General features: G+C 50.2%; 25 protein-coding genes. 13 read left to right on the plus strand and 12 right to left on the minus strand.

Annotated elements, in window-relative coordinates; translation table 11 throughout:
- Position 1 precedes the first annotated feature (1 nt).
- From GUC46_RS19555 to GUC46_RS19605, 11 genes are all read left to right on the plus strand, one after another.
- On the plus strand, positions 2-577 hold the full coding sequence (locus tag GUC46_RS19555; RefSeq protein ID WP_057102225.1) for a fimbrial-like protein: 576 nt from the start codon (positions 2-4) through the stop codon (positions 575-577).
- 16 nt (positions 578-593) lie between these two features.
- The gene (locus GUC46_RS19560) at positions 594-1,874 is read left to right on the plus strand and encodes a fimbrial protein (RefSeq protein ID WP_160180634.1); all 1,281 of its coding nucleotides are present in this window, start codon (positions 594-596) and stop codon (positions 1,872-1,874) included.
- A gap of 116 nt (positions 1,875-1,990) precedes the next feature.
- Positions 1,991-2,782, plus strand: coding sequence for a 3-methyl-2-oxobutanoate hydroxymethyltransferase (panB, locus tag GUC46_RS19565; protein WP_044712906.1), 792 nt, complete (start codon positions 1,991-1,993; stop codon positions 2,780-2,782).
- Positions 2,783-2,903: 121 nt separating this feature from the next.
- A complete protein-coding gene (panC, locus tag GUC46_RS19570) occupies positions 2,904-3,758 on the plus strand; it encodes a pantoate--beta-alanine ligase (RefSeq protein ID WP_003018638.1) in 855 nt (284 codons plus the stop codon).
- Positions 3,759-3,853: 95 nt separating this feature from the next.
- Complete coding sequence (gene panD, locus GUC46_RS19575) at positions 3,854-4,234, plus strand: aspartate 1-decarboxylase (RefSeq protein WP_003018640.1); 381 nt, start codon at positions 3,854-3,856, stop codon at positions 4,232-4,234.
- Positions 4,235-4,517: 283 nt separating this feature from the next.
- Positions 4,518-5,123 (plus strand): fimbrial protein, encoded by a 606-nt coding sequence (locus GUC46_RS19580; protein WP_044712908.1) that lies wholly within the window; start codon positions 4,518-4,520, stop codon positions 5,121-5,123.
- Between the two features lie 80 nt (positions 5,124-5,203).
- On the plus strand, positions 5,204-5,947 hold the full coding sequence (locus GUC46_RS19585) for a fimbrial chaperone (protein ID WP_071698619.1): 744 nt from the start codon (positions 5,204-5,206) through the stop codon (positions 5,945-5,947).
- Between the two features lie 76 nt (positions 5,948-6,023).
- The gene (locus GUC46_RS19590) at positions 6,024-8,621 is read left to right on the plus strand and encodes an outer membrane usher protein (RefSeq protein ID WP_048233897.1); all 2,598 of its coding nucleotides are present in this window, start codon (positions 6,024-6,026) and stop codon (positions 8,619-8,621) included.
- Positions 8,622-8,649: 28 nt separating this feature from the next.
- Complete coding sequence (locus tag GUC46_RS19595) at positions 8,650-9,222, plus strand: fimbrial protein (protein ID WP_044712909.1); 573 nt, start codon at positions 8,650-8,652, stop codon at positions 9,220-9,222.
- 26 nt (positions 9,223-9,248) lie between these two features.
- Positions 9,249-9,812, plus strand: a complete 564-nt coding sequence (locus GUC46_RS19600) for a fimbrial protein (protein WP_044712912.1) — start codon at positions 9,249-9,251, stop codon at positions 9,810-9,812.
- Positions 9,813-9,825: 13 nt separating this feature from the next.
- Positions 9,826-10,416: a fimbrial-like protein gene (locus GUC46_RS19605; RefSeq protein WP_160180636.1), complete on the plus strand. Its 591-nt coding sequence runs from the start codon at positions 9,826-9,828 to the stop codon at positions 10,414-10,416.
- Between the two features lie 362 nt (positions 10,417-10,778).
- Here GUC46_RS19605 and GUC46_RS19610 read toward each other — a convergent pair whose 3' ends face one another.
- From GUC46_RS19610 to GUC46_RS19625, 4 genes are all read right to left on the minus strand, one after another.
- On the minus strand, positions 10,779-12,008 hold the full coding sequence (locus tag GUC46_RS19610) for a polysaccharide deacetylase family protein (protein ID WP_003837485.1): 1,230 nt from the start codon (positions 12,006-12,008) through the stop codon (positions 10,779-10,781).
- Between the two features lie 61 nt (positions 12,009-12,069).
- The gene (locus GUC46_RS19615; RefSeq protein ID WP_003837482.1) at positions 12,070-12,510 is read right to left on the minus strand and encodes a PTS sugar transporter subunit IIA; all 441 of its coding nucleotides are present in this window, start codon (positions 12,508-12,510) and stop codon (positions 12,070-12,072) included.
- 103 nt (positions 12,511-12,613) lie between these two features.
- Complete coding sequence (locus tag GUC46_RS19620) at positions 12,614-13,384, minus strand: ABC transporter permease (protein ID WP_044698968.1); 771 nt, start codon at positions 13,382-13,384, stop codon at positions 12,614-12,616.
- Positions 13,381-14,307 carry an ABC transporter ATP-binding protein gene (locus GUC46_RS19625; RefSeq protein WP_003837480.1) on the minus strand — a complete coding sequence of 309 codons (927 nt, stop codon included), beginning with the start codon at positions 14,305-14,307 and terminating at the stop codon, positions 13,381-13,383. The genes GUC46_RS19620 and GUC46_RS19625 overlap by 4 nt, the downstream gene beginning before the upstream one ends.
- A 108-nt stretch (positions 14,308-14,415) precedes the next feature.
- Here GUC46_RS19625 and can point away from each other — a divergent pair, with 108 nt between their 5' ends.
- Entirely contained in the window at positions 14,416-15,078 is a 663-nt protein-coding gene (can, locus tag GUC46_RS19630; protein ID WP_003018654.1) for a carbonate dehydratase, read from the plus strand.
- Between the two features lie 93 nt (positions 15,079-15,171).
- Here can and hpt read toward each other — a convergent pair whose 3' ends face one another.
- The 3 genes from hpt to cueO all read right to left on the minus strand — a co-directional run bounded on the left by hpt (position 15,172) and on the right by cueO (position 19,437).
- Positions 15,172-15,708 (minus strand): hypoxanthine phosphoribosyltransferase, encoded by a 537-nt coding sequence (gene hpt / locus GUC46_RS19635; protein WP_003018658.1) that lies wholly within the window; start codon positions 15,706-15,708, stop codon positions 15,172-15,174.
- 251 nt (positions 15,709-15,959) lie between these two features.
- The gene (locus GUC46_RS19640) at positions 15,960-17,615 is read right to left on the minus strand and encodes a methyl-accepting chemotaxis protein (protein WP_003837476.1); all 1,656 of its coding nucleotides are present in this window, start codon (positions 17,613-17,615) and stop codon (positions 15,960-15,962) included.
- Between the two features lie 184 nt (positions 17,616-17,799).
- Positions 17,800-19,437, minus strand: a complete 1,638-nt coding sequence (gene cueO / locus GUC46_RS19645) for a multicopper oxidase CueO (RefSeq protein ID WP_130715168.1) — start codon at positions 19,435-19,437, stop codon at positions 17,800-17,802.
- Between the two features lie 153 nt (positions 19,438-19,590).
- Between cueO and GUC46_RS19650 the strand changes: the two genes are divergently transcribed.
- Entirely contained in the window at positions 19,591-19,938 is a 348-nt protein-coding gene (locus tag GUC46_RS19650) for a YacC family pilotin-like protein (protein ID WP_003018667.1), read from the plus strand.
- Positions 19,939-19,968: 30 nt separating this feature from the next.
- On the opposite strand, the gene GUC46_RS19655 is transcribed toward GUC46_RS19650, so the two are convergent.
- The 5 genes from GUC46_RS19655 to yacL all read right to left on the minus strand — a co-directional run bounded on the left by GUC46_RS19655 (position 19,969) and on the right by yacL (position 24,484).
- On the minus strand, positions 19,969-20,736 hold the full coding sequence (locus GUC46_RS19655; RefSeq protein ID WP_008786221.1) for a DeoR/GlpR family DNA-binding transcription regulator: 768 nt from the start codon (positions 20,734-20,736) through the stop codon (positions 19,969-19,971).
- A 9-nt stretch (positions 20,737-20,745) separates the two neighbouring features.
- The gene (locus tag GUC46_RS19660) at positions 20,746-21,729 is read right to left on the minus strand and encodes a D-threonate 4-phosphate dehydrogenase (protein WP_080975632.1); all 984 of its coding nucleotides are present in this window, start codon (positions 21,727-21,729) and stop codon (positions 20,746-20,748) included.
- Positions 21,719-22,990 carry a D-threonate kinase gene (locus GUC46_RS19665; protein WP_130715169.1) on the minus strand — a complete coding sequence of 424 codons (1,272 nt, stop codon included), beginning with the start codon at positions 22,988-22,990 and terminating at the stop codon, positions 21,719-21,721. Before GUC46_RS19665 ends, GUC46_RS19660 begins: the two co-directional genes overlap by 11 nt.
- Entirely contained in the window at positions 22,987-23,940 is a 954-nt protein-coding gene (locus GUC46_RS19670; protein WP_130715170.1) for a 2-keto-3-deoxygluconate permease 1, read from the minus strand. Before GUC46_RS19670 ends, GUC46_RS19665 begins: the two co-directional genes overlap by 4 nt.
- A 181-nt stretch (positions 23,941-24,121) precedes the next feature.
- Entirely contained in the window at positions 24,122-24,484 is a 363-nt protein-coding gene (gene yacL, locus GUC46_RS19675; protein ID WP_020996227.1) for a protein YacL, read from the minus strand.
- Positions 24,485-24,519: the final 35 nt, after the last annotated feature.

The following is a 24,519-nucleotide window of genomic DNA, read 5'->3' on the forward strand; positions in this document are numbered from 1 at the left end:
GATGAGTAAATTATTGTGCAGCGCTGCGGCTTATGGCTTATGGCTTATGGTGCCCCTGAGCCAGGCCGATACCGACGTCGAAATCAAAGCCAACGTCGTCAACACCAGTTGTCAGATCTCGGTCGACAACAACGGGCTGGTCAGCCTCGGCACCAAGGGCATCGACTATTTTGCCAACGGCGTGACGGCAGAAGACCCTTACCAGGGCGGCAGCACCTTCTACGTGCACGTAAAAGAGTGTATGCCGGTCAGCGGCAAAGCCCCCTCAAAGCTCACCGTCTTTTTTTCGCCGCTGTCTGGCAGCTTCGCCACAGGCTCGACGCAAATTTTCGCCAATGATGACACCACTGGTGCGAAAAACGTCGGGGTGGTGATTTTCTCAGTTAACGACGCCAACAACGTATACAACGTGATGAACACCGACGGTACGCCACGTAGCAGCTTCGACGTTACCGCCGCCAACTACGCTGACAGCCGCTATTCGTTTTACGCCCGGATGCAGAAAATACAGTCCGGCCAGTCCATCGTTAGCGGCCCGGTAAAGTCCAGCGTACTGGTGTCGGTGTATTACGAATAATAAAAGGATAATGATTATGAGAAGGAATACACCAGGGCAATATCGTAAGCATAAAGGATGGCAGACAACGCTTTCCATTATTTCCCCCGCCCTACTGTCAGCTCTGATGTTAATTTCTGCCGAGTGTTTCGCCCAGACGCAAACTTATGTATTAGGCGAGCATCAAGAGAACTGGATGTACGGAGGGCCAACAAGGGATGGTACGAAGAAATTCATTTACCCCACCGGGCGCACCGTCTATTTTAGCCGTACCACAGAACTGGCCCCCGCTAACGTGACGATAAACTGGAACGCCAACCACGGCTCCAGCACTGAGGACGATAGCCTTTTTTGTAACGTTTCCGCACAGGGCACCGGCAACCCGTTATCTCTGGAATCGGGTCTCGTTTCTGCGGGAAGCTATGGCGGAGTAGAAATTTTCAAGACGAATATTACCGGGCTCTACTTCTCTCTGGCGCTACGCAGTTTCAGTGCATATACACATAAAGTTGACGCTATCTCTAACCCATTATCCATCCGAAGTGGGGTAATGCATAACGCGTTGACACTATCAGACGCTGATGGCTGTGGTGGGCCTAATGGACCGGATAAGAACCCAAACTCAACAAATTACTACACGTGGGGTGGATTAGGGTTTTATGCGGCAATTACATTTTATACCGATCAAACCTATACCCCCAGCAGTTCAACAATCAGTCTGCTCAAAACGGGCAATTATCATGTGCGTATCTGGAATGAAAACCCTGGCGCAGGAATTACCGGTTATTACCAGAATGTGACCTTCGATATCAGCGCCGTCACCGTCGCCGAACCCACCTGTACCACCCAGCCGGTCGCCAGCGGCAGCAGCGTCAGCGGCACCACCGTTAATTTAGGCAGCTACAGCCCGAACGATATCATCAATGGTGCAACCGCCGTGCCGTTTGCCATCAAGCTGGCAGGCTGTAAGGGGCTGCGCAATATTAACGTCACGCTCGCGTCCACCACCGTCGCAACCGATACCACCCTGCTCGGCAACATGCTCAACCTCAACCATGCCACCGGCGTGGGGCTGGAAATTCGCGGCGCAGCCAATAACTACAGCCCGCAAACGTTGATGATTCCGAATGAATCCACCTCGGTATATAACGATCAGCGCAACACCTCCGGGGATGACAACATCTATGGGGCCAGCGAAAACGGCAAGGTACAAACCCATACGCTGAATTTCCTCGCCACGCTTAAGCGCGACAGCAATCAGAAAATCGGCTCTGGTAACTTTAAGGCCAACGGTATCTTTACCATCGACTACCCTTGATAATTGTTCATCCCCCCCCTTTGTGGGATTTCCCCACAAAGGGCTAACGTTCCCGCCCCCCTTCCCCTACAATGCGCCTATTGCATTCATACAATCTATGACCAACAGGGGTTATGATGAAACCAACCACCATCGCCTTGCTGCAGAAATACAAGCAGGAAAAGAAACGCTTCGCCACCATTACCGCCTACGACTACAGCTTTGCCAAACTGTTCGCCGACGAAGGCATCAATGTGATGCTGGTCGGCGACTCGCTGGGCATGACCGTTCAGGGACATGATTCCACGCTTCCTGTGACCGTTGAAGATATCGCTTATCATACCCGTGCCGTCCGCCGTGGCGCTCCTAACTGTCTACTGCTTTCCGATCTCCCATTTATGACGTACGCCACGCCGGAACAGGCGTTTGAAAACGCCGCGGTGGTTATGCGTGCGGGCGCCAACATGGTCAAAATTGAAGGCGGCGCGTGGCTGGTTGATACGGTGAAAATGCTCACCGAACGCGCCGTACCGGTTTGCGGCCATCTGGGGTTAACCCCGCAGTCGGTGAACGTGTTTGGCGGCTATAAAATTCAGGGCCGCGGCGATGCCGGACAAGTGCTGCTGGATGACGCGCTGGCCTTAGAAGCCGCTGGCGCTCAGCTGTTGGTGCTGGAGTGCGTGCCGGTTGAGTTGGCGAAGCGCGTCACTGAAGCACTGTCTATTCCAGTTATCGGTATTGGCGCAGGTAACGTCACAGACGGGCAAATTCTCGTCATGCACGATGCGTTTGGCATTACCGGTGGTCATATCCCGAAATTTGCGAAGAATTTCCTCAATGAAGCAGGCGACATGCGCGCCGCAGTGCGGCAGTATATGACTGAAGTGGAGTCCGGCGTTTACCCGGGCGAAGAACACAGCTTCCATTAATTTATCCGCCAGCACGCCATTACGCCGGATGGTGACGCTACGCGCCTTATCCGGCCTACATCTTCACGCGTAGGCCTGATAAGCGAAGCGCCATCAGGCATCGTATTTAAGGAGTCTTGTTGTGTTAATTATTGAAACCCTGCCGCTGCTGCGCCAGCATATTCGTCGTCTGCGTCAGGAAGGTAAACGCATCGCACTGGTTCCCACCATGGGAAATCTGCACGACGGCCATATGAAGCTGGTCGATGAGGCAAAAGCCCGGGCTGATGTGGTAATCGCCAGCATTTTCGTCAACCCGATGCAGTTTGACCGACCGGACGATCTGGTGCGTTATCCGCGCACACTGCAGGAAGATTGTGAAAAGCTGAACAAGCGCAAAGTCGATTATGTTTTTGCACCAGCCGTTGAGGAAATCTATCCACAGGGTCTGGAAGGCCAGACTTTTGTTGAGGTTCCCGGTCTCTCCACCATGCTGGAAGGTGCCAGCCGTCCGGGCCATTTCCGTGGCGTTTCCACTATCGTCAGCAAGCTGTTCAACCTTATCCAGCCTGACCTCGCCTGCTTCGGCGAGAAAGATTTCCAACAGTTGGCGCTGATCCGCAAAATGGTGGCGGATATGGGTTATGACATTGAGATCGTTGGCGTGCCGATTATTCGCGCCAAAGACGGCCTGGCGCTTAGCTCACGTAACGGTTATCTGACCGCAGAACAGCGTAAAATTGCGCCGGGTCTGCACAAAGTGATGAATAGCATCGCAGAAAAACTGATTGCGGGTAATCGTGAGTTGCAGGAGATTATTGCTATTGCCGAGCAGGAGCTGAATGAAAAAGGCTTCCGCGCCGACGATATTCAGATTCGTGATGCCGACACGCTGCTGGAGCTGACGGAAACCAGCAAACGCGCGGTGATTCTGGCTGCCGCCTGGCTGGGTCAGGCGCGTCTGATCGATAATCAAAGCGTTACATTAGCCCAGTAGACAGGGGTTAAAAATCGGGCAATACTGCCTGAGAATTTCTCAAAGCAGGCCAGTTTCGTCTGCTTAGCCAAGGTAAACGACAGGGTATAGAAGTTATGATTCGCACCATGCTGCAAGGCAAGCTCCACCGCGTAAAAGTCACGCAGGCGGACCTGCATTACGAAGGCTCCTGCGCCATCGACCAGGATTTCCTCGATGCCTCAGGTATTCTGGAAAACGAAGCTATTGATATCTGGAACGTAACCAACGGTAAACGTTTCTCAACCTATGCAATTGCGGCTGAACGCGGCTCCAGAATAATCTCGGTGAACGGAGCAGCGGCGCATTGCGCTGATGTTGGCGATATTGTCATTATCGCCAGCTTCGTCACCATGTCTGACGAAGAAGCCCGCACCTGGCGTCCGAAAGTGGCCTATTTTGAAGGCGACAACGAGATGAAGCGCACCGCGAAAGCTATTCCGGTACAGGTTGCCTGAATATATATAGCTCATTCACTTAACTATCATTATAGTGAATGAGCTCCTCCTCACAAATTATATTACCAACTCAAATATCAATTACCTATATAATCACACCCCCATATTTCATATGTAATTGATTTAAGAAACTCTTAATACCATCTGTAGATTTAATCACCCCCGAGCTATTTAGTTTTCAAAACAACGATAATAAACTCACATTCGAAATAACATTTCAACCTAAGCAGATATATTTAACGATATATTTGCACATTATTGTATTCAAAATATGGATATTAAAATGTCTTTAAAAAAAATAAGTATGGCTGCTGCGGTAGCAATGGCTCTGAGTGCAGGTTCTGCAATTGCTGCAACCCCTGATACAGGTACTATTACTTTCCACGGTATGGTTTCCAATAACACCTGCCAGGTTTCTCTGGATCAGAAAATCGACCAGAGCGGTAACGACTTCGACGTTACTCTGGATACCGTTTTCGTAAAAGACTTTGCAAATGCGCTGGGCGCATCCAGCACCCTGGGTGAGAAGAAATTCAACCTGTCTCTGACCGGCTGTGACCCAGATACAATTAAAAAGGCATCTGCACAGTTCAAGTCATGGGCAGGTACTACTTCTTCTGACTCCGGTCTGCTGATTCCACCATCAAATGCTGAAGGCGCTGCTCAGAACGTTAACCTGGTGCTGAGCAACGATGGTAACTCTGCTACCGATCAGATCAAAATTGACCAAACCAACAACACTCAGAAAGTAACCATCGATGGCGCCGGTACAGGCAACCTGTACTACAAAGTGGCTTATACCCAGGGTCAAAAATGGGATGCAACAAATAGCCCAGTATCTGCTGGTACCGTGCAGGCACAAGTTGCCTTCACTATGATTTACGAATAATACTTTCGTATTTCATTAAAGTAATGAATCCCCCAGCCTGACTGGGGGATTATCAATATCATTCCAACAGGAAGTGGAAAATGTATAATAAATCTGTATTTAAAGGATTAAAAACGGCATTATTTTTAATACCATGTCTGGTCACCTTTCAGGCAAGCGCTGATATTGTTATTTCTGGTACACGAATTGTTTATCCTCAGTCTTCTAAAGATGTCATCGTCGATCTCGACAACCGAGGTAATAAACCTCTTTTGGTTCAAACATGGTTAGATGACGGTCGTGAAGACGTTGACCCTCAGGAACTTAAATTACCCTTTGTGATCACCCCACCAGTATCACGCATCGATCCGAAAAAAGGGCAGTCTGTGCGTATTACCTACATGGGTAAACCGCTGCCACAGGATCGCGAATCACTCTTTTGGTTTAACGTATTAGAAATCCCGCCAAAATCAAAAGCAAAAGACGGTGAAAGCCTCAACCTACTTCAGTTGGCATTCCGTACACGTATTAAATTCTTCTTCCGTCCAGAAGGATTAAAAGGTTCTCCTCTCGATGCCGCAGATAATGTCACCTGGACTCAGAAGACAGAGGGAAATAATGTGCAACTTATTGCACATAATGCGTCACCGTATAATGTCGCTATCTCCGCTGTAAAACTGAAAACCACGCAAAAATCCTTTGAGGTTGAACATAAATCAATTCTGCCGTTTAGCGATATAGCCATGACCATCAAAGGATTATCGTCAACGACCTCTGGGAACGTGCTGTTTGAAACGATTAACGATAGCGGCGGTGTTGATAAACATGAAGCCATAGTGAAATAGTTCTTATTAATTAATAAAACATTATAGCCTTCACTCCGCGGATAGCTTCTGTCCGCTATGATTAAATGGAACTGCCATGTTGTTTCGACGCTCTCTACTCTGCATTGCCATTAATGCGACATTATCGTTGCATGCATATGCAGAAAATAAAGTACCCGTTGAAAACACGACTGAAAGTGAAGAAGCGGTCGAGTTTAACGATCAGTTTTTACTGAATGGCGGTACAAATATTGACGTTAGCCGTTTTGCACGTGGCAACCCTGTTGCTCCAGGGACATATCGTACCAAGATCAGTCTTAACAATAAGTTAAAATCAACAACGGATATAACATTTAAAGATAACGGAACGCCACGCGCGACACCTTGCATAACGAAGCTGTTGTTAACACAAAGCGGTATTGATCTCAGTGAACTCGATGACTCTGTGGACAACGAAGATAATGAAGCATGCATTGATATTAAAACATCTTTTTCAGGTGCAACGACGAATTACGACAGTGGCAAACAGATCTTAGATCTCATTTTTCCGCAAATCTATATCCTCAAGCGCCCTGAAGGTTATGTCGATCCTTCGCTGTGGGAAGATGGTATCCCAGCCGCGCTGGTGTCTTATGACATCAACGGCTGGCATAGCGAAGGCAACGGTACGACATCTGAAAGTGCTTATATGGGCCTGCGTTACGGGCTCAATATGGGAGCATGGCGTCTGCGTTCACGTGGCAACCTGGCATGGGACAAGGATAACGGCAGTAAATACTCCAGCCAGGATATTTATCTGCAACGCGATATCACCGCCCTTACAGGACAGTTTGTCATCGGTGACTCCTATACGCGTGGCGAAGCTTTCGATTCGTTGAGCCTTCGCGGAGCACGTATATACAATGACGACCGTATGCTGCCAACAGGCTCGACCGGTTATGCACCGGTTATCCGTGGTACGGCGAACAGTAACGCCAAAGTCTCTGTTGTGCAGAGCGGCAATAAAATCTACGAAACATCTGTACCACCGGGACCTTTTGAAATTAATGACCTGAGCACAACAGGTTATGGTAACGATCTTATCGTCACGGTCGAAGAATCTGACGGAAGTAAACGTACGTTTACCGTTCCATTCTCTTCCGTCACTCAGATGCTGCGCCCTGGCTCAGCACGCTGGGACTTTGGCGTGGGTGAATTAAATGACGACTCACTCGCTGAAAGGCCCAAAATAGGTTACGGCACGCTCTACTACGGTATAAACAATACCTTCACAGGCTATGCTGGCGTGCAGTACAGCGATATGGACTTCTACGCAGGCATCGCGGGCCTGGCGATGAATACCACCCTGGGTGCATTTGCATTTGATATCACACAATCGCATGCCGATATCGAGGGCCTGGATACGCTCACCGGTAAAAGTTATCGATTAACGTACAGTAAACAGATTGAACAAACGAACACCTCCTTTAACGTAGCGGCTTATCGTTTCTCTACAGAGGATTACCTAAGTTTGAATGACGCTGCACAACTGCAAGACAGTATTAAGCAGCAGAAATACGCCAACCGTAGCTATGAATCAAATAATGCACTGTATGACGACTATCAGCGCACCAAAAACCAGATTCAGCTCAGTATCAACCAACCGCTCAAAGCAGGTGAAAACGATCTCGGTTCCCTGTTTATCAATGGGACATGGCAGGATTACTGGAACGGGGTAGGGTCAAATTCCGACTACAACATCGGATACAACAATAGTTTTACTTACGGTAGCTACAGTATTTCTGTTCAACGCTCTTACGATCAGGACGGGAAAAAAGATGACAGCATTTATGTAAATCTGAGCATTCCGTTAAGCGTTTTCGCCAAAGACAGTACTCATAGCGGTGGCTTCTCTAATATTAATATGGGATTACGTTCCGATCTTAAAGGCGGTACCAGCTTTAACAGTTCTGCCAGTGGCAGTACAAAAGACAATGAGGTCAGTTATTCCATCAGCACTGCGTCTAATAGCGGTAATTATGGTGATACAAACCAACTCAGTGGATTTACATCCTGGAATAGCAGCTACGGCCCATTAGGCATATCAGCTTCATTTTCTGACGATAATAGTAAGCAATATTCCGCAACCTATAGTGGCGGCATGGTATTGCATTCCGGTGGTATTGCGTTTGCACCAGGCAGTATTGGTGATAATGACTCCATAGCACTCGTTAAAGCCAGCGGGGCTACGGGTGCAGGCGTGGGATATGGTAACGGTAAAATTGGCGACTCAGGCTACGGAATTTTACCGTATATGTCTGCCTATCGTGAAAATAGAGTCTCTCTGGATATTAGTTCACTGGAAAAAGACGTAGAAGTGAAAAATACCACAGAGACTACCGTACCTCGCAGCGGATCCGTTGTACTCATTAATTTCGAGACCGATGAGTCACGCTCTTTAGTATTAGAACTTCAACGTAGCGATAAAGGTTTTATTCCTTTAGGCGCAGATGTCATGAATGAGAAAAATGAATCCGTCGGTACTGTAGGACAAGCCGGACAGGCTTATGTACGCGGAATCGAAGATCAAGGTGTTCTTCGCGTGGTATGGGGAAATGAAAACAATAGTGAATGTACCGTTCACTATAACATTTCAGGAAATACCACAAAGGCAGGGCTCACAACAGTCCTGAGCAACCAAGTGTGCCAAATGTAATTTTTAGGGAAAATAAATGAGAGTTTATATGAAAAAAAACCTCTTCAGCATGTCTGTCATTGCTTTGACAACACTGACATCGTTAGGGACGGCAAACGCCACTGACCTTAATGTGACCTTTACGGCTAATTTGTTGGAAACCACCTGTAACATGAAGCTGGTCGGTGGTACGGGTTCCGATACTGAACAAACGCTGAAAATCGGTGACAGCAACGGCCAGGTACGTCTGGATGCGGTTAAGGCTGGCACCGCAACGGCGAATTTTAAAATTGAAATCGTTGAGTGCCCTTCCTCACTGAGATCGCTGAAAACCACCGTTAAAGGTACACCAGCGGCTTCACTGCTAACAGGGCTGGTAAACCAAATAACTGTAGCTAATGGTGGCGCCAACTGGGCCGCTGTGACTATTGCTCGGGCGTCAGCACCGAATTCGCCCTTTAAAATTAACTCAACCACTGACAGCGAACGTCTTGTTTGGTCTGCTGCTGAAATTACCAATAAAGAAGTGCCGCTAATTGCCACTCTTAGCGAAACCAGTGCTGGAAAAATGACCATAGGTGATTTCTCGGCTGCTGGCACTTTTGAATTTACTTACGAATAATTTGAGCAAGAAGACGGAGCTCTACTATGAAAATTAATATGACTTATATCGCACTTTCCGTTTCTGCGCTCTTCTTTGCAGGAATGGCAAATGCAGCCATTACGGGAACCTCCAGCCTTAAAATGACGTTTGAGAGTAAAGTCGTATCCGGCACCTGTACAGCAAAACTGGTGAACGGAGCGGGGACACCGGCCTCTGAAATTGCGTTTGGCGATGTCTATAAGTCAGACCTGGTCAATAAAACCCGCGTTGAACCGCTAAAAATCACCTTCAGCGATTGCTCTGGCGTGGAAAAAGCCACGGTCGCCGCCGCGTCAACCACTGGCGGAAAGTGCTCAGGGACGAGTTTTGACGGTGATTCATACGGCGCTGGTTTAGCGACGGGATTTGAAGTGTGGTCTGGTCAGGTCGATTCAGGCGTAATGCTTAAGTGCAAAACCCCACCAGCCCCACAGGAAGTGACCATCGCTGGTGGTGTAGGCGAGTTTCCGATGAATTCACGTATCGTGATCGGTAAAGGCAACACGATCGCAGATGTCGGTACAGGTGCTGCGAGCGCGCCGGTCACATTCACTATCGCTTATCCGTAAGACAGGATTTATCATGCAACAATCACCGTTTACTCTGTGCCAGCCCGGTCTTGTGTTGCTCATCGGACTGGCTGGCGGATTATTGCCTGGCGTAAGCCAGGCAAGCTCAGGCATCAATGCAAACCTGACAGCCAATATTATCAACTCGACTTGTGAAATTAGCCTACAAAATGATGGCGAAATTTATTTGCCGACCGTCAAGCGCAGTTGGTTTTACAACAGTGATAATAGCGATCGTTTAACCCCTACTGATAATGAACCCGGTACACCATTTAGCATCGTGGTTAACAGTTGTTCTGAAAATAATAATAGTGTCAAACAACTGAAGTTTACATTTACGCCAAAGTCAGGGTTCAGCGACAACCAGTACCAGGTATTTAAAAACAATGCCACAGCTGGCGCAGCTGAAAATGTTGGGGTTGTCGTTTTTTCCAAAGATTTAAAAACCAACGTGCTCAATGCCGATGGCAGTTCAAATTTATTGCTTGATGCTCAGAGTACCTGGCCAGGTGAATACTCATTTAGTGCCCGCTATCAAAACACAGGGGTTGTTTCTGCGGGTCTGGTGACCAGTCAGGCCACTGTCAATGTCACCTATGAATAGAAATGTCTGGAAAGGAAGAATATGTTCAAAAAACATGAAGGACATATATAAACAGGATTGATGGTTAACACTTGTGTGTTATATTTTGAAACGATATGCTCTGCACTTGAATGCAGTTTCAAGAACGGCTATAGCAATACCTCATCTAAATACAGTGGCGGAGCATTGCATTTGCTACTCCCGTGAGTCGGTAATATATTCACAGCTGAATTTACGACATTAAATGCCCCGGCAGTAATGAGTCGTAGGTTATACTAAAAATGCCAGTGGCTTTAAACAGGCCAGCAGGAACAGTTTAGTCGTTTCCGATGATTGTATTAGATATAAACTTGTTCCATCATTTCCCGTTGAACAACCTGCCATTACCCCTGCGGTTGATTAACTATCAGCCGCGACATCGTCTCCAGCGAATCCGTCCTTAAAATATAAAGCCTTTTCAATAAGAACTGATTATCTCCCGGCTTAACCTTCCCTCTCACCGTGGTGACCGCCATGTGGAATCCCGCGTCGCCTGCTGCTTTTACCGCCGTGGCGTTATAACCCCCAAACGGATACGAAAGATACAGAACGTGAGGATTAAACTGGGACAATGCCCGGCGCGAACGGGCGAAATCGAACAGAATATTATGATAGCTGCGACTCAGTAGGATCGGCCGGCGATTCGCATCAACCCGATGCAAAAAATGGGTATGCGACTGGAAGTCGAACACGTCCCGGATCTCGTTCAGTTCAGAGAGACTCATAAACTGCAGCGATTTCGGATCCCACTTCTGCGGGTGGCGCTTGATGCGTGAGGAGATGATAAACGCCGTGGCCTTCATGCCGTGCTGCTTCAAAATGGGGTAAGCATAACGGCTCACTGACTTGAGACCATCATCAAAAGTCAGCACCACCGCTCGCGCCGGGAGATTCATTTTATTCTGCACGTAGCCTTCCAGTTGATACATCGTCAGCGTGGTGTAGCCGCGATCCTGAAGCCAGGCCATCTGGTTGCTGAAAGCGCGAACGGAGGTTGTGGTGGAGGTATGGCGAAAGCGGGTATTCTCTTCATCGCGCAAAATATGATGGTAGGTTAACACCGGGATACCGTTGTCTTCCTGCGCATCCAGCGCGCTAACATAGGCCAGTCGGCCACCAATGCGAATCTGGTACCAGGTCTGGTTGAGTCGGTCTTTAAGCTTGCTGATAATCGGATAACGCAGATTATCCGCCAGCACGCCAAACGGGGCGCTACCGACATCCGGAGCGTTATAAACCGATGTATCTTTCCAGGTTATCAGACTTTGGTTACTGAGCGGTTTATTGAGATCGCCCAGACCATCATCGACTTTCTGCCGCCCCTGAACGGGCTCCAGGTGTCCCTTATCAATAAACCCGGTGCCAAAACCAAAGGAAAATTCGTAATAGTCTGCCGCAATAGGCTCAACAGCGAGGATCTGCCCGGCGCGAATATTCCCAACCGTCACCATCTTATTGCCAATCTGCGCCCATACGGCGGCGGCTTCGGTGGTTTGCATATAACGAGCAGGCAAAGCCGCAGCGACGCTGCCAGAAAACAGGAGCAATAAAACAAGCAGAACGCGCATAACCATATGAGATAACCGAGGCGAGTAACCTCGGCTATTGTAGCAAAAGCATCATCAATACCAATGATTAATACTCATACAAATCATGCTTCAATACGAAGGGGGGATTTTTTTGTTGTTGATGCCAGAGGCTGGAGACTTCGGGGCCTCCAAGTGCGACGATGCAATCCCGAAACGCAGAACTGCTCAGCGATTCCCGTGACGAAATCATTCGCTCAAGCAATGGATAGCTGATACCTGAAATCACTTCACACTGGGGGTGTTTATGACTCATTAACGACGCGACACGGTAAGGCGCAGCCCCAGCCATATCCGTCAGGAATACCACACCCTCACCTGAATCTGTCGCATGCAGAGCATGGCACATCATGCGGCTTAGCATATTCGAGCTGAGTCCACGCCAAAAACTTACCGCCTGACATTGGGCCAACGGGCCGTACTTTTTCTCCAGACGATGCAGCATATCCTGTGCCTTATCGTCATGACAGGTAATTACCCAACCTAACATTGCCTACCTCCTTAGCAGGCAAGTAGTTTATCAGTGTGATAAATCCATAATGGTGACAAGCATCAAAAGTCTTCCTCTCCCAGGCAAGGAGAGGAAGAAAGAATTAGCTGCGCAGGCCGCGTCCGCGCTGAATCAGGTACCAGCACAGCAAATAAAACGCAGCGATAAACACCACCAGCACACCAAACGTGGTGACCAGCGGAACATCATGAATCCCCAGAAAGCCGTAGCGGAAACCGCTAATCATGTAGACAATCGGGTTCAGATGCGACAGCCCCTGCCAGAACGGTGGCAGCAGCGTTAGCGAATAGAACACGCCACCCAGATAGGTCAGTGGTGTCAGTACGAAGGTTGGGATCAGGCTGATATCGTCAAAGGTTTTAGCAAAGACAGCGTTCAGCAAACCGGCCAGCGAGAACAGTACCGCCGTTAACATCAGCGTAAGCGCCACAAAGACCCAGGAATGCACCTGGAAAGGCACGAAGAACAGTGAAATAGCCGTTACCAGAACGCCTACGCACAAGCCACGTGCCACGCCGCCGCCAACGAAACCAGCGATGATCACGTGCGTTGGTACCGGGGCGACCAGCAGCTCTTCAATATTGCGTTGAAACTTAGCGCTGAAGAATGACGATGCCACGTTCGCGTACGAGTTGGTGATCACCGCCATCATAATCAGCCCTGGCACGATAAACTGCATGTAGCTAAAACCATGCATTTCGCCGATACGCGAGCCGATTAGGTTACCAAAGATAATAAAATAGAGCGTCATGGTGATGACGGGGGGAACCAGAGTCTGAACCCAGATACGCATAAAGCGGTGGATCTCTTTCGCCCAGATGCTTTTCAGCGCCACCCAATAAAGCTGCATCATGCGCGATCTCCTTGTTTTTCATGAACCAGAGAAACAAACAGTTCTTCCAGTCGGTTCGCTTTGTTACGCATACTCAATACCTGAATGCCCTGCGCGCTCAGCTGAGAGAAGACGCTGTTAACCCCCTGTTCACGCAGCACCTCCACTTCCAGCGTGGAAGTGTCGACCAGCCGGTACTGATAACCGTCCAGTTTCGGCAGCGGGCTTTTCGGCGCCAGATCGAGGATAAAGGTCTCGGATTTCAGCTTGGAGAGCAGCCCCTTCATCGAGGTGTTTTCCACCAACTCGCCGTGCTGAATAATGCCGATATTGCGACACAGCATTTCTGCTTCTTCGAGGTAGTGAGTGGTCAGAATAATGGTGGTGCCTTTGTCGTTTAAATCCTTTAAAAAGCCCCACATTGAACGACGCAGTTCAATATCAACACCCGCCGTTGGTTCATCCAGGATGAGTAATTTTGGTTCGTGCATCAGAGCACGAGCAATCATCAGGCGGCGTTTCATCCCGCCGGAAAGCATGCGCGCACGCTCGTTACGTTTTTCCCATAAATCGAGCTGTTTTAAATATAATTCGCTGCGTTTGACCGCCTCTTTATGCTCAACGCCGTAGTAACCCGCCTGGTTAACCACGATCTGCTGCACGGTTTCAAACGGGTTAAAGTTAAACTCCTGCGGTACCAGACCAAGCTGGCGTTTCGCGTTAACCGTATCTTTTTCGAGATCGTATCCGAAGACGCTCACCCGCCCGGAGGTTTTGTTCACTAGCGAGCTGATTATTCCAATGGTGGTGGACTTTCCTGCGCCATTCGGTCCCAAAAGCGCATAAAAATCACCCGCTTCGACTTGCAAATCTATCCCGCGTAACGCTTGAACGCCACCGGGATAGGTTTTTTTAAGTTGTTGAAGTTCCAGAGCAATGGTCATGGTTTTTTACTTACCTTACGTTCTGACATTTTATATATAGTTTAATTAATGCTGGAGTTACCCTATATTAGCCCATCGAATTTATCTGGCTTCGGGTCGTACAACTCCATGAAAGACATAGATACACTCATCAGCAACAATGCACTATGGTCAAAGATGCTGGTAGAAGAGGATCCCGGATTTTTTGAAACGCTGACGCATGCACAGAATCCGCGTTTTCTATGGATTGGATGTTCCGATAGCCGCGTTCCCGCTGAACGATTAACCGGTCTTGAACCGGGCGAATTATTTGTTCACCGCAATGTTGCCAATCTGGTTATTCACACTGACCTGAACTGTCTCTCAGTCGTTCAGTATGCGGTGGATGTGCTGGAAGTGGAACATATTATTATATGCGGCCACTACGGATGCGGCGGCGTCCAGGCGGCGATTGAAAATAAAGAACAAGGGCTGATTGATAACTGGTTACTGCACATCCGCGATATCTGGTTCAAACACAGCTCACTGCTGGGCGAAATGCCGCAGGAACGTCGCATGGACACCCTATGCGAACTGAATGTCATGGAGCAGGTCTACAACCTCGGCCACTCAACCATTATGCGTTCAGCCTGGAAGCGCGGTCAGAAAGTTACCATTCACGGCTGGGCTTACGGTATTCATGACGGTCTATTACGCGATCTCGACGTCACCGCCACCAGCCGCGAAACGCTGGAGCAGCGCTATCGCCAGGGGTTGTCTAACCTGAGTCAGAAACACAGCAACCATAAATAATGTGACATTGCCGGGAGGCGGAGACGCCTTACCCGGCCTACAAACCTACGCCGTAGGTCTGATAAGCGAAGCGCCATCAGGCGCTCCCGCTAATTACTCGTCCAGCAGCACCACTTTGCCAACATACGGCAGATGGCGATAACGCTGGGCATAGTCAATGCCGTAACCGACCACAAACTCATCTGGAATAGAGAATCCGATAAATTCGACCGGAACATTCACTTCACGACGAGAAGGTTTGTCCAGCAGCGTGCAGATAGCCAGGGATTTCGGCTCGCGCAGGCTCAGAATTTCACGCACTTTGGACAGCGTATTGCCGGAGTCGATGATGTCTTCGACAATCAGCACGTCTTTGCCACGAATGTCTTCATCCAGGTCTTTCAGGATCTTAACATCACGCGTAGTAGACATTCCGCTGCCATAGCTGGATGCCGTCATGAAATCGACTTCGTGGGAGACATGCACTTCACGGCACAGATCCGCCATAAACATAAATGAGCCACGTAACAGACCAACCAGCACCATATCGCTGCCGCTGTCTTTGTAACGTTCGTTAATCTGGCGCCCCAGTTCAGCAATACGCGCTTTGATCTCCGCTTCCGGGATCATCACTTCAACAGTATGTTTCATAAACCCTATAACTCACTGATTTTTATCAGTTGACACATCATGCAGATCGAAAGAAAGCGCTTACGTTGATACACCGACTGACAGACGGCGACCCGCTCTAACCACAAAACTTGCGACAGCATACAAACAATTCAGTTGATGAAGTATACCAGTAAAGAGAGCGGGTTCCTCTGATAGTTCACAGGAGAACCCGTTTGCGTCGTTTTTTGTATGCTTATTAAGCAAAACCTGGTTCGCACGACAGCATGTGGCTAAAACGTTTCCCAATGCGGGTCTTGTGTCGTACTCCCCGCAGAGGTTGCTTGTGGAGCATCCTTAGGCGGTTTCCGATGCTCACTGTTGGAGGTATCGCGAGTGATGCGAAATGCTGCCACGGCCAGGCGTAACTGTTCAGCTTGTTGTTCCAACGAAGCGGCGGCGGCGGCAGACTCTTCTACCAGCGCGGCGTTTTGTTGTGTAACACTGTCCATCTGCGAGACCGCGAGACTCACTTGCTCAATCCCCCGACTCTGTTCCTCTGAGGCTGAGGCGATTTCCCCCATGATGTCCGTCACGCGGGTGACCGCAGCGACAATCTCTTTCATCGTTTTACCCGCGTCCGACACCTGCTGAGATCCCATCCCCACGCTGTGAGTTGAGTTATCAATCAACGCTTTGATCTCTTTGGCTGCCTGAGCGCTACGGCTTGCCAGAGTACGGACTTCACCCGCTACAACAGCAAATCCTCGTCCCTGCTCTCCTGCTCTGGCTGCCTCAACCGCCGCGTTGAGCGCCAGGATATTGGTCTGGAAAGCAATACTGTCGATGACGCTGGTGATCTGCGCAATTTGCTGTGAACTACCGGCAATTTCACTCATAGTGTGCACGACAGTATCAACAACCCGTCCACCACGCGCGGCAGTATCAGACGCATTCTTAGCCAGTTGAGTCGCCTGTTTCGCATTGTCCGTATTTTGCTTCACGGTTGCAGTAAGCTGTTCCATGCTGGCGGCAGTCTCTTCAAGTGAAGCAGCCTGCTGTTCGGTACGCGAAGACAGATCGTTGTTACCTGACGAGATTTCCGCTGCACCGCTATGAATCGTTTCTGAGCTGTTACGCACCGACGTGACTGTCGAAATCAGCGACTGTCGCATTTCATCTAACCCCGTCGCCAAACGCCCCATTTCATTACGTCCCTGGACGTCGAGTTGATGGGTCAAATCACCACGGGTAATAATGCGAATATGCTCCATAATCTGCGCCAGGGGTTTAAGCAGCATATGCTGCAACCCACTCCAGATCATGCCCAGAACGATGAGCACAGCGACGACAATTGCCCCTAATGTCCATTGCATGCGGGTAAAGCTGTGCTGATTCTCCGCCGCCGCATGCTGAAGCAACGCGTTATTTTCGTTACGCCACTGGTCATAGCTGGCTTCCATTTCATCTTGCGCCTTCTGAGCATCAAGATCGCCATAGGCCTGATAGTTATTCGCGCGCAGATACTCTATCGATAACGCCATCACGTCGTGCATCTGCCGATACTGTTTTTCCATTTCAGATGCAATTTGCGGATTCTGCCCCGACACCTGCGGCAATGACTGATAATGCGCGAAGTATCCCTCAGCCTTCTTCATCGACTCACTCGCCGTTTTTAGCAAAGTATCAATTGCCGCCAGTGAGGCCGGATCGCGTTGGTTCTTTAAGAAACGAATTGCTACGCGGGTTACCGTTACCCGGGTTTTAATCAGCGTATTGACGCTATCACTCAGATTTTCCTGTTGGGCATTCAGGGTGCCTGAGTTCTGGAAATTATGGCGATCATTGTTTACTGCAGAATAAAAAAAACTTCCTGTCACGGCCTGTAGCAAACAGAAAATGGCGAGAACCAGAAGAATGCCGGTAATAACGCGCACATTTTTAATCATAGTATTTCATCCATTGAACTCACATTGGGTACCCAATGATTATCGGCTCTAAAGGCGATTACTTTATGTGCAATAGCAGAATTAGCAGGAGGAGGGAGTCGTGCGATGAAACGCTGTAAAGAGACTGTGTCTCATCCGACTTACGAGAGATTTCTGTAGGCCGGATAAGAACAGCGCGATTTTTTTAGACGGTGAAGCCGAGCATCATCCCGGTATCTTCATGCTCTAACAGATGGCAGTGCGCCATATAGGCATGCTCTTTTGGCGCGTCATGGTCAAACTTAACCAATACCTCGCTCACGCCGCCTTCTACCCGTACCGTGTCCTTCCATCCCGCACGGTGTACGGCAGGCGCTTTGCCATTCTCAGACAGAATGCGGAACTGCGTGCCGTGAATGTGGAACGGATGCAGCATCATGTCGCCCTGACCAGAAATCACCCAGCGTTCATGCTGCCCTTTTGCCGCGGCAAACATCGGTTTATTCATATCAAATGCCTGACCATTAATCCGGTTGGCATTATGGAAATCAAACGATCCGCCATGCTTCATGTTGCCCATGTTGCCCATGTTGCCCATGTTGCCATGCTGCATATTCCCCATCTCACCGTGGTTCATATTGCCATGATTCATATTGCCGTGGTCCATATTGTCATTATTCATATGGCCCATCACCTTTCCATGATCCATACCCGCCATGGCCTGACCGCCGAATCTCTTCATCAGCATTTGCATGCCCATCATATCGAGCATCGGATCCATCGACAGCTGCAGCTTGCGCACCGTCAGACCTTCCAGTGACGGCAGCGATGGCATGGATGTCAGCGTATCCGGCAGCGTGCCGGAAGCGGTAATCAGCAGCGGCTGAACGCGCATCACCGGGTGCGGCTTATCAAATGGCGCAATTGCCATCCCCATCTGGCTGACCGGCAGAGTGACCAGATCAAAAGCTTTGCCGTCACTGACATCCACCAGTACTTCAAAGCGCTCGCCCATCAGCATAGGAAGCTCGGTCACTTTTACCGGTTCCGCCAACAGTCCACCGTCGCTGGCAATGACGTACAAAGGACGATTGTCGCTGGCCGCAATGTTCAGCGAGCGCGCGTTACAACCATTCAACAGACGCAGGCGCAGCCAGCCGCGCGGTGCGGCATGCTGAGGATAAATCGCCCCGTTGGTCAGCAGCGTATCGCCAAACCAGCCGACTGCGGCGGTCATGATGTCCAGTTGATAATCAACCTGCCCATCAGCAGAGAACTGTTTGTCCTGAATAATTACCGGCACATCATCAATTCCCCACTGCTTAGGCAGCATCAGCTTGCGAATCTCTTCGTCTTCAATCAGCACCAGTCCGGCCAGCCCCATCGCTACCTGATGACCGGTCTTTCCATGCTGATGAGGGTGGAACCAGCAGGTTGCCGCGCGCTGATCCGGCGTGAAGGTCACTGAACGTTTCCCGCCCGCCGGGATTATGCCTTGCGGCCCACCGTCGACTTCACCAGGGATTTCCAGCCCGTGCCAGTGCAACGTCGTCTCTTCGGCAAGCTGGTTATGGATATCCACGTTCACCGATTGCCCTTTGTTCAGCTTGACCGCAGGTCCGAGCAGATTGCCGTTATATCCCCAGGTCGTGGCCGTCTTACCGGCAAAGTTTGACTGCCCGGCTTGCACGATCAGCTGGATGCGATTCGAAGCATCGGCGGTTAACAGATCAGGAATGGGTAAGGCGGGACGGTCGGCGGCAAATACGCTCCGGCTCCACAAAGGTAACGCTGACGCGACGCCCAGCGCCACGGAGTACTTTAAAAAGTCACGACGTTGCATTCTCACTTCCTTATATTCAGCAGCTTAAGCAGGCTATCTTTTAAGCATAAGCCTTCCCCTTACGGGAAGGTCAAGTGAACGGCTAATAATAAAGGTCGTCGCTTCGCTCGCAGTATGCTAACGTTTAAATTCCGTGATGCAGTGGTAGAAGCAATGAAGACGTTTTTCAGAACAGTTTTGTTCGGCAGCCTGATGGCCGTATGCGCAAACAGCTACGCGCTTAGCGAGTCCGAAGCCGAAGATATGGCCGATTTAACGGCAGTTTTTGTTTTTCTGAAAAATGACTGTGGATACCAGAATTTGCCTAATGGGCAGATCCGCCGCGCACTGGTCTTTTTTGCCCAGCAAAACCAGTGGGACCTGAGTAATTACGACACCTTCAATATGAAAGCGCTGGGTGAAGACAGCTACCGCGATCTCAGCGGTATCGGCATCCCCACGGCAAAGAAATGCAAAGCACTGGCGCGTGATTCTCTGAGCCTGTTGGCCTACGTTAAATAATCTCCGGCGCAATCAGTATTGAGAGAGCCGTTACTCTGGCTGTACCAGCGTCAGGGCAACGGATTGCGCTTTTAATTCAGTCTGCGCGTTTGGCGGTAGATTCACATCGGTAACAACATCGGTAAAGCAACTAAGCGGCGCGACGTTAAATAACGAATGTGCACCATACTTACTGCTATCCGCCAGTAATACCTTCCGTTGGGCATTCGCAATAATTTCCTGCTTTAATCCCGCTTTGTCTTCCGTTGGCGTGGTTACACCCTTTTCCATACTCCAGGTGTTACAACTCATAAAAGCGATATCGGGATAGACACTACGCAACATTTTCCGGCCAAACTCACCAATACAGGACTGGCTGCTGTCATCGATGCGCCCACCGACAATCGTCACCTCTATCTGACGGAATTCTGACAAAAACAGGGCAATGTGCAGATCAACGGTAATCACTCGCAGCGGCAAATGCGTCAGACATTTTGCCAGCTCCAGCATTGTGGTACCGGCATCAAGCACCACGGCATCGCCCGCACGCACCATTGAGGCGGCAAAACGCGCAATCGCCCGTTTCTCAGCAGGCGATCGCAGTTGCTTTTCGTTCGTGGTCGGCTGCGCCGCTTCAAAGCGCCGTAACGCAACACCGCCGTGGCTGCGGCTGATCACGCCCTGCTCATCCAGTTTGATGAGATCGCGCCTGATCGTTGCTGGAGAGGCGTCAACCGCGTCAACCAACTGTTCCACGGTAACCAGCGTATGATTTTTCAAATACGCCACAATCTTATCCAGACGATGTTGCCCTTTCATAACAGTAAATTACGCCAGTTGCATTGCCAGTTTGATCGATACGGCCATGCTCTCAGATTTTGCTTTTCCCGTCCAGGCGATATCAAATGCCGTACCGTGATCGGCAGAGGTACGAATAAACGGCAAACCTGCTGTGATATTTACACCGTCATAGAAACCAAGCAATTTCAGCGGGATATGCCCCTGATCGTGGTACATCGCCACCACCATGTCATATTGACCTTCATAAGCCTGTAAAAACACGGTATCCGGCGGGCACGGACCGTAAACATCCATCCCTTTCGCTTTCATATTCTCAATCGCGGGTCCGACAATACGAATTTCCTCATCGCCAAACAAGCCATTCTCTCCGGCATGTGGATTCACCCCCGCAACGGCAATACGCGGATGTGCAAAGCCTACGCGCTTCAGGAAGGTATCCGCGATACCAATCACCGTTTCGACACGTTGCCCATTGAGCGTATCAAGGAATTTGCGCAGTGCGATATGCGTCGAAACATGGATAACTTTCAGCTTATCGGTGTACAGCACCATCGCGTAGTCACGGCTTTCGGTCAGCGTTGCCAGCAGTTCGGTATGTCCCGGATAATTGTGTCCGCCGAGATGCAGCGCCTCTTTGTTCAACGGCGCGGTCGCGATGGCATGCACATCCCCCTTCATCGCCAGTTCAGTCGCCCGTTTCACACAGCGATAGGCCAGATCGCCCGCCTGGGCCTGTACTTTTCCGGGAACAAGTTCTTCGGGTTTTGCCAACGGCTCATCAATCACATGAATCGTATCTGGCGTAAATCGGGCATCAGCAACCTGTTCGATTGCGCGAAATGTTACTCCGTCAGCCAGCCCCTGAGCCTGCAATCGCTGCAGCGTTTTCAGGCACCCGACCACCACCAGCGGTGCACCATTAAGTTCATCTTCGCGTAGCGCTTTAACAATAATTTCCGGACCAATCCCCGCCGGATCTCCCATCGTAATCGCAATTGTTTTAGTTACCACGGTACATCTCCTCAATAAAATACAGCGCATCGCAAAGGGTCGTATCAGAACCGAATCCACCCGCTTTGGTAATTACCGGCAAGTCGTCAATCTCGCTATTCACAAACGTTCCGCACGGAATACAGGAGGCAACCTCACTGTGGATGCGATACCCTTCAGCACCCAACGCACTGGCGACCGCCGTGGCAATATCGCCTCCGGTCAGGAACAAACCGCCGATACGTGCTTGTTCAATAATGCGCAGCGTTGTCTCCCCAAGACGCTGACTCAGCAGTTCTCCCAACTGCTGGCGACTCATCCCCACGTTGAAGCACAGCGTGTCGATCATGTCCCGGTCTTCTGCACACCGACTGGTACGCAGGATTGTGTGTTGCTGCTGGCTCAACTGCGCGCAAGCCTGTTCAATAACAGAGTCCATTTCCGGTGCAAATGACGATGCAACCAACCGCGCGGCATCGATATCAACAACTTTTGCCCGGCCCTGACACACTGCTTTTTCCACCTGACGTCGCGTTGCCTCACTCATTGAGCCAGCCACAACCAACACCGGTAATTCCTGCTTCTCTTGCATAAACATTCCGGCCGGTAATGCATTGGCCAGCCCTGCCGCCCCTACGAGCAGCGGCATCTTTTTTTGCTCACAAACTGCCTGTGCAATGAGCGCGAGATCTCGCTCCTCCACAGCATCCACCACCACCATACATTCGCCGGCTTTTGCAAAAGCGCTCAGCAGCGCACTCAAACTTCCCCGACGCACATCCACCAGCGACACCTCATGTACAGGGATATCGCTTTGCAGCGCGACCAGTTCAGCAATACGCGAAGAGTGAATAGGCGTTTTTGGATCGCTGGCGAATTCCGTTTCCAGCAGCGGTACACCATGGACCAGGCACAAGCCATCCTGCGTGGTGCGCCCGGCAGCAGGAATCGCCGCCGCAATCACGGCCAGCGTCCGACCGGCTGTACGCATGGCTGCAGTGACTTCAGCGCCCACATTGCCACGGAATGTCGAGTCAATTTTTTTGTATACCAGCGGTGTTGTTACGTCCCCACACCATGGCGCTAACGCCTGTTGTACAGCCGTAGCAGCCTGCATTGCTGGCATCGCCCGGCTTTCCGTATTGATGACCAGAACATCGGCGCGGCGCGACGGTTTCTGCGCTGGGGTCAGCATTACTTCGGTACGCGCCCCTTTTTTCGCCAGTTGTACGCCGGTATCGTTAGAGCCCGTAAAGTCATCGGCGATAACGATCATTTTCATGCTTTCTTCTCCTGCACGGTCTGACGCGCCTGTTTTTTCGCGACCCACGACGTAAGAATTGGCGTCAGGATGGCGGTTGTAATGACTGACGCAGCGATCAGCGGCGCTGCCGCAACGGCAACCTCTGCCAGCGAGGGATCGGCCTGTGCTATGGCCAGTGGCGTCGCGACGGCGTTCCCCGCCGTACTGGATGCCGCAGCACCAGCAATACCACTCCCGCCAACCAGACGATCGGCACGAATGTTAAAGAAGCCGCCCACAAAGGTGGTCAGCACGCCCAGCAGAATGCCCGCCAAACCGCCTTGCAGCAGCATTTCCAGGTTAATACCGGCTCCAAGGGCAAACGCAAAGAAAGGAATGAGCAGTGGGCCGCCTTTCGTCAGGAAGTCACGCATATTGGCGTCGAGGTTACCAAGGATCATGCCAACCACCAGCGGAACAAGAACCGCCACCAGCGCCATGATAGGAATATTTGCCATACCCGCCGCGCCCAGCGCTATCATGGTAAAGAAAGGTCCGTCATTCAGAGACAAAATGGAGATCGCGCCGACATCGCGTTCATTGCCAAACTCACCAACCAACGCCGCGTAAAGCCCACCATTGGAGTTACTCATTGCCGCAATAATGGCGACACCACTTAAGCCAAAGATGCCTTCCGCGCCAAACAGGTGTTCAACCCCGAGACCAATCGCAATCGCGACCAGTAACTTGGTCAGCGTAATCGTGCCGCCTTGTAGCAAAGCTTGCGGCGCGGCCTTTACACTAATTCCCGCGCCCATACAGAGCAGGAACGCGCCAATCAAGGGAGCCGCGCCATTTTTAAATAAAGCAGTGGTGAATCCACCGATCTGCAACGCCTGCGGGGCAAAAGTGTTGATAATGGCACCGATAACCAACGGCACAACCATCATGCCGCCGGGTACGCGTTCTATTGCCTTCTTGATGTTCATGGTCTTCCCGCCTGTTGTTATGTTGTGATTAAATAAAATCATAACGATTATATTTAATCAAAATAAGATCACAAACGCGCCAGATCACAGTTTTAGAATGACTAATAAAAATCAAACAATCATTCCAGGCGAAAAAAAAGCCGGGGTTGTCTCACCCGGCTTCATTGATATCTGAAATATCTCAGGATTGATGCACAAATTCGCGGTATGCCGCCACAACCTGAAGAAAGTCCTCTACACCACAAAGCGAAAAACTTTCTTCGTCGTAATAGCTCATCCCCTCTTCCATCTCATCTCCAGAGAACTCCAACTGATTAGCGCGAACCATCACTTCTTCGCCATCCAGCCAGAGCGTGTATTCATGCCCTGCTCGCTGCCAGGAGCGCTCACTGCCCTTAACCGCACGCGCCGCCTGTTCCACTTCATCAAGTAAGGCCAGGTTTTCTTTCACTTCTTCATTAAACCAGTGCCCCACCACCTCGTGGCCCATGGACATACGCACTTTTACCACCCCGGTAATATCGCGCAGAAATTCGTAATCCATAATGTCTTCCTCTACTCCCGGCAATGCGCCAATAC

It is taken from the genome of Citrobacter sp. LUTT5 (assembly GCF_009905315.1).
GTDB classification, from domain to species: Bacteria; Pseudomonadota; Gammaproteobacteria; order Enterobacterales; family Enterobacteriaceae; genus Citrobacter; species Citrobacter freundii.

What these genes read in the sequence shown, in the direction of transcription:
- GUC46_RS19555 (WP_057102225.1), top strand. Translation starts at nt 2, where the DNA reads ATGAGTAAATTATTGTGCAGCGCTGCGGCTTATGGCTTATGGCTTATG.
- GUC46_RS19560 (WP_160180634.1), top strand. Translation starts at nt 594, where the DNA reads ATGAGAAGGAATACACCAGGGCAATATCGTAAGCATAAAGGATGGCAG.
- panB (WP_044712906.1), top strand. Translation starts at nt 1,991, where the DNA reads ATGAAACCAACCACCATCGCCTTGCTGCAGAAATACAAGCAGGAAAAG.
- panD (WP_003018640.1), top strand. Translation starts at nt 3,854, where the DNA reads ATGATTCGCACCATGCTGCAAGGCAAGCTCCACCGCGTAAAAGTCACG.
- GUC46_RS19580 (WP_044712908.1), top strand. Translation starts at nt 4,518, where the DNA reads ATGTCTTTAAAAAAAATAAGTATGGCTGCTGCGGTAGCAATGGCTCTG.
- GUC46_RS19585 (WP_071698619.1), top strand. Translation starts at nt 5,204, where the DNA reads ATGTATAATAAATCTGTATTTAAAGGATTAAAAACGGCATTATTTTTA.
- GUC46_RS19590 (WP_048233897.1), top strand. Translation starts at nt 6,024, where the DNA reads ATGTTGTTTCGACGCTCTCTACTCTGCATTGCCATTAATGCGACATTA.
- GUC46_RS19595 (WP_044712909.1), top strand. Translation starts at nt 8,650, where the DNA reads ATGAAAAAAAACCTCTTCAGCATGTCTGTCATTGCTTTGACAACACTG.
- GUC46_RS19600 (WP_044712912.1), top strand. Translation starts at nt 9,249, where the DNA reads ATGAAAATTAATATGACTTATATCGCACTTTCCGTTTCTGCGCTCTTC.
- GUC46_RS19605 (WP_160180636.1), top strand. Translation starts at nt 9,826, where the DNA reads ATGCAACAATCACCGTTTACTCTGTGCCAGCCCGGTCTTGTGTTGCTC.
- GUC46_RS19610 (WP_003837485.1), bottom strand. Translation starts at nt 12,008, where the DNA reads ATGGTTATGCGCGTTCTGCTTGTTTTATTGCTCCTGTTTTCTGGCAGC.
- GUC46_RS19615 (WP_003837482.1), bottom strand. Translation starts at nt 12,510, where the DNA reads ATGTTAGGTTGGGTAATTACCTGTCATGACGATAAGGCACAGGATATG.
- GUC46_RS19620 (WP_044698968.1), bottom strand. Translation starts at nt 13,384, where the DNA reads ATGATGCAGCTTTATTGGGTGGCGCTGAAAAGCATCTGGGCGAAAGAG.
- GUC46_RS19625 (WP_003837480.1), bottom strand. Translation starts at nt 14,307, where the DNA reads ATGACCATTGCTCTGGAACTTCAACAACTTAAAAAAACCTATCCCGGT.
- can (WP_003018654.1), top strand. Translation starts at nt 14,416, where the DNA reads ATGAAAGACATAGATACACTCATCAGCAACAATGCACTATGGTCAAAG.
- hpt (WP_003018658.1), bottom strand. Translation starts at nt 15,708, where the DNA reads ATGAAACATACTGTTGAAGTGATGATCCCGGAAGCGGAGATCAAAGCG.
- GUC46_RS19640 (WP_003837476.1), bottom strand. Translation starts at nt 17,615, where the DNA reads ATGATTAAAAATGTGCGCGTTATTACCGGCATTCTTCTGGTTCTCGCC.
- cueO (WP_130715168.1), bottom strand. Translation starts at nt 19,437, where the DNA reads ATGCAACGTCGTGACTTTTTAAAGTACTCCGTGGCGCTGGGCGTCGCG.
- GUC46_RS19650 (WP_003018667.1), top strand. Translation starts at nt 19,591, where the DNA reads ATGAAGACGTTTTTCAGAACAGTTTTGTTCGGCAGCCTGATGGCCGTA.
- GUC46_RS19655 (WP_008786221.1), bottom strand. Translation starts at nt 20,736, where the DNA reads ATGAAAGGGCAACATCGTCTGGATAAGATTGTGGCGTATTTGAAAAAT.
- GUC46_RS19665 (WP_130715169.1), bottom strand. Translation starts at nt 22,990, where the DNA reads ATGAAAATGATCGTTATCGCCGATGACTTTACGGGCTCTAACGATACC.
- GUC46_RS19670 (WP_130715170.1), bottom strand. Translation starts at nt 23,940, where the DNA reads ATGAACATCAAGAAGGCAATAGAACGCGTACCCGGCGGCATGATGGTT.
- yacL (WP_020996227.1), bottom strand. Translation starts at nt 24,484, where the DNA reads ATGGATTACGAATTTCTGCGCGATATTACCGGGGTGGTAAAAGTGCGT.